The organism is Altererythrobacter sp. (genome assembly GCF_050299635.1).
GTDB lineage: Bacteria > Pseudomonadota > Alphaproteobacteria > Sphingomonadales > Sphingomonadaceae > Erythrobacter.
Window position 1 is genome coordinate 80,421 of record NZ_JBNKWF010000014.1, and the last position, 7,455, is coordinate 87,875.

A 7,455-nucleotide genomic window follows, 5' to 3' on the forward strand; every position below is an offset into this window, starting at 1 on the left:
GCCAGCGCGAAAGAAGTCGCGGACGATCAAGGATCGTTCGCGGCTGCTTCGGTCATCGTGCGTTCCGCCTCGCATCACCAACCCAGACCGCGTGGCATAGGGCTGTAAGAGCCATAACCCACGGGTCGCCGAAACACGGTCTGTAGCGACTGATCAGCCGACGGATGGGGTTGTCATGCTGTTTGCACGCTCGGGTTGGTGATGAATTCCTCAACCTGAGGCATGGCGTCAACCAGACCGACAATTTCCTGAAGGCGGCGATGCACCTGAGCGATCTGCTCCTGCTCAGGCAGAATATCGACGCGCGGATCATAGCTCTCCGGCAGCACGCCATGCCCGATGAACAGGCTGGCCCAGCCGTGCTCTTGGAACGTCTCGAAATCATAAAGCGGGACGTGGCCACGTGCTGCGAAAATGTCGAGCTTGCGTTGCAACGTTTCAGGCACCGTTACATCGCGGCAGCGGTCCCACAGAGGTTCCCCAAAACGGTGATTGAGCTTGTAATGCGCGAGTTGGAAATCTCGCAGATTGGTTGCGACAACGCGGAGAATGTGATCGTAGGCTTCCGCTTCCGGGAATGCCTCAGTTTCGACCGGAAACAGCGACATAAGCTGTGAAATGCAGTTATGCGTTATGTGTAACTGTACGCCGTCCAGCGGCTCCAGTGAAAACAGCGATTCGCCAATGGCAACGCAATTGCCGACCCAGCCACGCTTGCGTGCGCCCTGGTTGAGTTCCGACACAACGGCATCACCGGAGATGGGAATTCCTGCAAGTCCAGGCAGGCTGGAAGCCATCTCCTGATCCGAAATCTCGTGACTGTCGTAAACGGCGACGATCGTCGTCCGATCCTGAAGCGGGAAATGACCGAGCCAGCCTTGCTGGAATGCCGATATCTGGCTGAACGAGGGATATGGCCTGAGCGCGTTGCCGGACGCCACCAGCATACGATCGCATGGCAACCACTCGCGCCAGGATTCAAACTCCGCGCCCGGCATCCGGCCAATCAGAATGGCTTGCGGACCGGAAGCGTCAATAAACAAGTCCGCCTCGACCCGCTCGCCGTCGGTTAGGACGACCGCAGCGATCCGTTCGCCAACAATTTCGACCTCGGCCACCGTAGCCGATTTGGCTTCGACGCCGCGCTGCATCGTATAGTGTCGAAGCAGCGCCGAATAAGTTCTTGCGTCGATATTGTAGCCATATGTGGCACTTATCGCGGCGCCTTTCGCAGGCACCGGAACCCGGCCAGCCCTGGCCGCCATTGCGCCGAGTGAAAAGCTCTCGAAATCGGACCGCAGACCTTCCTGGCGTCCCTTAGTCCAGAAATGGGTAAAATCCAGCTTTGCTTCGGAAGGTGGCCGGTCATATCCGTGCAGGAACGGTGGTGCGGAACCAGCCCAACCTGAAAAACGCTGCCCTGCGACCGGAATAGCCTTGCACGAACCGAGGAGCTTGCGATCCTCAAGGCCCACGCGGTGATGAAATCCGTCGAGCGCTGGGAGCGCTGAATAGGTATCAATCGGCTGCAATAGGCTCGGCAGCTCGATCACGCGCACACGAACGCCGGCACCGCCAAGTGAACGTTCGATCGCGGCAGCGGCCATCCAGGCCGGCGCGTCAGAGCCGACGATTACCACCTGCTCGACGCGCTTCACAGCTGCACCTCCTCGGAAATGGACTCAGCCGGCGCTTCCGCGCAGTAGCGCGCGATAAACTGGTCATGCCGAGGCAACTTCTGAACCTTGTCGTCGATTTCCGAACGAAGCCCATCCAGAAAGGCATCCAGCTTGTCTTGCGGCATTGTTTCAGCGAACGGGCTGTAACCCTCTGGCATCAGCCCCTGACCGATAAATACGCTCAACCAACTCGGCGGAGAGAAGAGCCCGTGATACCGCTCGATAAATGCGCTGTGGCGAAACAGCTCGATCTTTCGGGACAGGCTATCAGGCACCTCCATCTCAGCGCAGTAACGCCAGATTTCGGCATCGTCGCGTTGATTGAGTTTGTAGTGGAGGATCAGAAAGTCTCGGATCCGCTCATATTCCTTGTCTATCAACCGGTTGTATTCGTCGCGCAGCCGATGATCGAGGTGATTGCCGGGCAGCAGGGGCAGCAGTTGCAAGGCCGCCACTTGAATCAGATAGATGCTGGTGGATTCCAGCGGCTCGAGAAATCCGCTTGAGAGCCCGATCGCGACGCAGTTCTTTTCCCAGCTCACGACCCGGCGACCGGCCTGGAACTTGAGCAACCGCGGTTCTGCGAGCGTCTTCGTTTCGAGGCTGCGCAATAGCTCATCGGTGGCTGCGTCTTCGTCAATGAAGTTGCTGGAGAAGACGTAGCCATTGCCGGTGCGATGCTGCAGCGGGATACGCCAGCGCCAGCCCGCTTCCATTGCGGTAGAGCGCGTAAAGGGTGTTAGCTCGTCATTCTCGCTCGGGACTGCCAGGGCTCGATCGCACACCAGCCATTTCGACCAATCCTCCCACCCGACGCCAAGCGTCTTGTCGAGCAACAGCGAGCGGAATCCGGAACAATCAACGAAGAAATCGCCAAAAATTGTCTCGCCGGATTCGAGCACCAGCGACCGGATGTCGCCGCTTTCCGGATCCTGGACGACCTCACGCACCTTGCCTTCAGTGCGAGTTGCCCCGCGCTGCTCGGCCAAGCGGCGAAGAAAGAGCGAATAGAGACCGGCGTCGAAATGATAGGCATAGGCATAGGTTGATTCGATCTTCGACGAATCTGCCTCGGGAAAATCGAAGCGGCCGTGGCGCGCCGCTTGCACGGCAAAGGAATAATCCTCGATGCCAGACTTCCCTCCCTGGAGAACGGAGCGCAGCCATCGATGGTGGAAGATGTGCGCCATGTCCGCAGGACCATGGACACCGAATGGATGAATATATTTGGAGCCCTTGGCGCCCCAGTCGACGAACTCGATGCCAAGCTTGATGGTCGCCTTGGTCGCGCGCATCATTTCGGCTTCATTGACGCCGATGGAATCATTGAAATTCTTGATCTGAGGAAGAGTGGCTTCACCGACACCGACGATGCCGATTTCTTCCGACTCAACCAATCGCACTCTGCAGCGGCCCCGAGGTATGAACGAGACTAGCGCCATCGCCGCCATCCATCCGGCGGTTCCTCCGCCCAGGATCACGATATCAAGCGGTTTGCTCATCCCTTGAGCTCCGTCAGTATGAGGTTTGGCCGGTAGCGTTGCCAGGAACCATACTCAAAACAGGAAGGGCGTCACACGTAAAAGCGACGCCCTCCCAATTTCGTGACTTCAAGTCTAGTTGCCCATCTTCCAGCGAATGCCGAAGGTGAACCGCCGGTCCTGCCTGAACCAGGAGTTATGCGACAGGATGCGCCTGCCCTCGGGGCTGGTTTCATCGGACATCTGTTGCAGGGTTACGGTTTGCGTGTTGAGCAGGTTGCTCCCTTCGAGACTGAGTTCGAAGTTGTCGCTCACCTTGAACCTGATTGACCCATCGAGCCAGCCAGCCGCGTCCTGCCAGACCGGGAGGCCAACGCAGCAATCGGAAGCCGTTACCAGATAACGATCACGCCAGTTGTAAGCGAGTCTCGCCGAGAACGGACCCTTTTCGAACAGCCCCACGACATTGAACGAATGTTTGGACAGTCCTTCAAGCGAACCCGGGTTGATCGTGCGGGGCGGATTGACCCCCGGCCAGATCGGCGACAGATTCGAGTTCGGAACGCCCTTGTTCTTGATGTAGGTGTAGTTCGCCTGCACACCAAGACCGTTCAGAGGCTCTGGCAGGAAGTCGAAGAAACGGCTGTAGGCCACTTCGAATCCCTGGATCTTCGCACCCTTGCCGTTCGCGGGCCCGCTGACCTGAACAGTCCTGGTCACTCCATTGTTGGTCACCTCGGTGTTGAAGCGACCGTACTGGATGTAATCATAGAACTGCTTGTGGAACAGAGCAAAGCTGAACGTGCCGGCATTGCCCGCATAATGCTCCAGCGACAAGTCGAACTGCCATGCCGTCGTCGGCTTCAGCTTCGGGTTGAATGCGCTTGCCGTATACTCAGGCGTCACACCAATGATGTTGCCCTGAGCATCCGTAATCCATTTGGTATCGGTTGGCGTGCTGCCGGGCAGGCCCTGGGAAATGTTCAAATAGCTTCTGAGCAAGCCCATATCGGGCCGCGACAAGGCCCTCGATGCTGCAAAGCGAAGCACCCAGTCATCCGCAAAATCGGCGCGCAAGTTGAAACTCGGCAGGAAGTGATTCTGCGAAGTCTTGGAGCTGATGGGTCTACCCGTACCGTCACCGTTGGCGAACGCGACGTCATCAGGAGCCAAATAGCAAATCGCGTTGTAGGCAACTTGAGCCGGCTGCCCCGGCATCGGCGGCGGCGGTGGCGAAGCATTGCCGGTGAGACCACCAGGCACCAGCGGATTAGGCGGGCAGGCAGTAGCCGGATCTGCCAAGAGCCGCGGATATTGCTCGAACCCGAGAGCTTTGACCTTGGTGTTGACATAGCGCAGACCAACGTTGCCACTGATCTTCACACTGCCGATGTGGAAATCACCCTGATTCCCGAACTTCACCATCACATAAGCTGCCTTGGTGGTTTCGGAAACGTCAGCGATTTCGTCTTCCCTGAAACAGCTGTCAGGCATTTCGGCCCCACCAAAATATCCAGGCTGACCGGCACGATCACAAACCGGAATGAAGGTACCGATACCGCCAGCCCCCGTGACTTCGTCCGGATTGGAAATCAATTCGCGGCTGAACAGGTCAAGCTGGTGACTTGAAAGGAACTCGAACGGAACATGCGGGAAGGTCCCGAGAGACCCACCAAAGAACGGGTTACCGAACTCGCCCACCTCATAGAAGCCCGCAGGATAGCCGTTGAAGGTGGTGGTTACACCGTTGCTATCACAGGTACCCGGCTGCGAATCCAGGTTGAAGTAAAGATATTGGCAACCCTGGGTCCAGGTATTTGCGATGTTCGCCCAGTTATAATTGCTGCTCTGCACCTTCTGGTCGCGGTCCGCATACCTCATGCCGAACTTGACAGTATCGGCCCAGTCGAACGGGGTGTCCCATTCGCCGTCCCATTTCAGGGCGACCTCCTTACCCTTGCTGTCCTGAACATTATCGGCCAGCGAGTTGATATAGTAATTGTTCGGGTTGGCGAGCCCGCCCTCCGACTGATTGATGTTCGTCGGCGGGTTGAACGCTACCACACGAGGCCTCGATCCGAGGTCGTCCAGTTCGACATCAGCCCAGGATGAGAAGGTCAACGAAGCGTCGTAAAGCTTGATCTTCGAATCGACATATTGCGCATCGAAGTTGAAACGCAGATTGTCAGTTGCCTCATACTTGAGGTTGAACCCCAATTCCTGGGTCATGTTCTTGTTCTGGGAATAACGGCTGCTAGTGCCCGCGCTGGCGCCGTGCTGATCGTAGACCGAGCAATAATTGTCGGGATAGGCCCAACCGGCACCCCAGCCATAGCAGCTCTGGACCATCGGTTCGCCCTGGTCATTCCGGGCCATGTTGGCATCGTCAGTCGGGAAGCCCCACCATCCGCCGAGCATGTTGAACGTGCCATGGTCAATGAAGCCATCGCTACCGAAAGTGAAGGGGTCACTGCCCGGTGCAGGAATCGGAATGCCATCAGCACCAGGTGCAAAGCGGAAATGCGGGTCAGATTCAGGAATGCCGTACAAACTCACACCGACACCGTGCTCGCGCATCTCGTTGGTGTAATTCGACCGGATGTACTGAAGTGTCCCCACCCACCTCATGTCATTGCTTTTCCATTGCGCGGCGGAGGCAATCCCAGTGCGCTTACGGTCATACTTGGCATCAAGAAAGTTGAGGCTCGTCGGGATAACAACAGCCCCAGGTCCGAACACCCCGTCTACTTCGGCACTGCCGGAAATCATGCCTTCGGTGAAGATACCCCCGCGGTAGGACTGCAGGCCGAGAGAAGCGGTATTGACATGCGAATAGGCAACATGCCCCATCAGACCGACTTCACCGATGCCGGTATTCCAGCGGTTGCTGTAGTAGCCGTTAATGTCGGGCGACCATTTCTTGGCCGCATCGCCGTAGTTGGCCTTGACGCCGATCTGGATCAACTCACCCCTAGCGTCGAATGGAACGCGCGTGCGCAGATTGACTGAGCCGGCAATACCGCCCTCAATCAGGTCAGCGGTCTGGTTCTTGTAGACGTCGACACCGCCCAGAAGTTCGGCCGGCACGTCACCCCACGACAGTCCGCGACTGCTGTTGGCAGAGAAGGTATCGCGACCATTGAATTCATTGCGAACCTGCGGAAGGCCGCGAATGATGACGCCAGAAGGCTCAGCGGTGAAGTGCGCCGTGTCGGTATTGATCGCGAAGCGGTTGACGGTGACACCCGGAACGCGCTGCAACGCTTCAGCCACTGATTTGTCCGGAAACGCACCGATATCTGTTGCATCGATCGAATCCATGACGGTGTCGGCATTTCTCTTGCGGACTGCAGCAGTCTCCAGAGCAGACCTGACCCCGGTCACAACGATCGCATTGCTGTCTACTTCATCGACAGCCTCTTCGGACGGCGCGTTGTCCGCATCCTGTGCGAATGCTGGCGCGCTAGTCACGCAAATTGCCAATGCAAGCGGAGATGCGCCTGCAAAAAGCAACTTGCTCGAGTGATTGAAAACCCTCCCCATCATCTACTCCCTTTAGGTCGGCTTAATCCAAAGCCTTTGCCCATCAAAACTTTACCACTAGGCCGTCCTGTCGGCCCCACCCTTCGCAATGCAGCGAATCCTCGAAGTCTTTTTGTCCGAGTAATAGATTGGATATACCGCTCCAGCCTTAGGCGCAAGCCCCATCAGTAAATTTAATCATACAATTCTTGGAACATTGCCTTGCGGCCCTAGCATGGGCGTATCGCGGCCCGGAACGAGTCAGACCTCCCTATCCCCATCCCGGTTTGCGAAGGGGAAATTCATACAGCCACGATCGCCTTGAGAACGGAATCGGCCCGTTCAATCAGACGGGGCATTTCCAGTGGTAATTCAACAATGTCGATCGAGTGGGTATGAAGTTGGTCCATCGGCAATTCCCCTCCGCGAATTGCCGCAATGACCCTTGCAAAATCCGCGGCGGTTGCATTGCGGCTACCGAGTAAGGTGGTCTCGCGCTTGTGAAACTCCGGGTCGGGAAAGGTCAGATCATCCTTCACTACACTGATCAATACATAGCTGCCGCCGTGTGCCACATATTCCAGCCCGGCTGACATCGCTCTGATGTTGCCAGTCGCATCAAACACACAGTCGAAAAACTCGCCGTCCGTTGCAGCCGCAAGATCATCGATAATCGTGTCTGACACCAAGAGCGTATCGTCGATACCGACATTGTTTCGAGCGTGGTCCAGACGTGCCTGTCGCGTATCGATCAATGTCACCCGCGCACCGTC

At 57.1% G+C, this 7,455-nt stretch carries 4 protein-coding genes; all 4 read right to left on the reverse strand.

The features are described 5' to 3' along the window. Positions 1-173: 173 nt before the first annotated feature. A complete protein-coding gene (locus ACQY6C_RS09265; RefSeq protein ID WP_427967945.1) occupies positions 174-1,658 on the reverse strand; it encodes a tryptophan 7-halogenase in 1,485 nt (494 codons plus the stop codon). Continuing rightward, a complete protein-coding gene (locus ACQY6C_RS09270) occupies positions 1,655-3,181 on the reverse strand; it encodes a tryptophan halogenase family protein (RefSeq protein WP_427967948.1) in 1,527 nt (508 codons plus the stop codon). Before ACQY6C_RS09270 ends, ACQY6C_RS09265 begins: the two co-directional genes overlap by 4 nt. 114 nt (positions 3,182-3,295) lie before the next feature. Then, positions 3,296-6,631 carry a TonB-dependent receptor gene (locus tag ACQY6C_RS09275; protein WP_427967951.1) on the reverse strand — a complete coding sequence of 1,112 codons (3,336 nt, stop codon included), beginning with the start codon at positions 6,629-6,631 and terminating at the stop codon, positions 3,296-3,298. A 353-nt stretch (positions 6,632-6,984) separates the two neighbouring features. Further along, the coding region (locus ACQY6C_RS09280) for a zinc-binding dehydrogenase (protein ID WP_427967954.1) at positions 6,985-7,455 on the reverse strand (471 nt) is incomplete at its 5' end.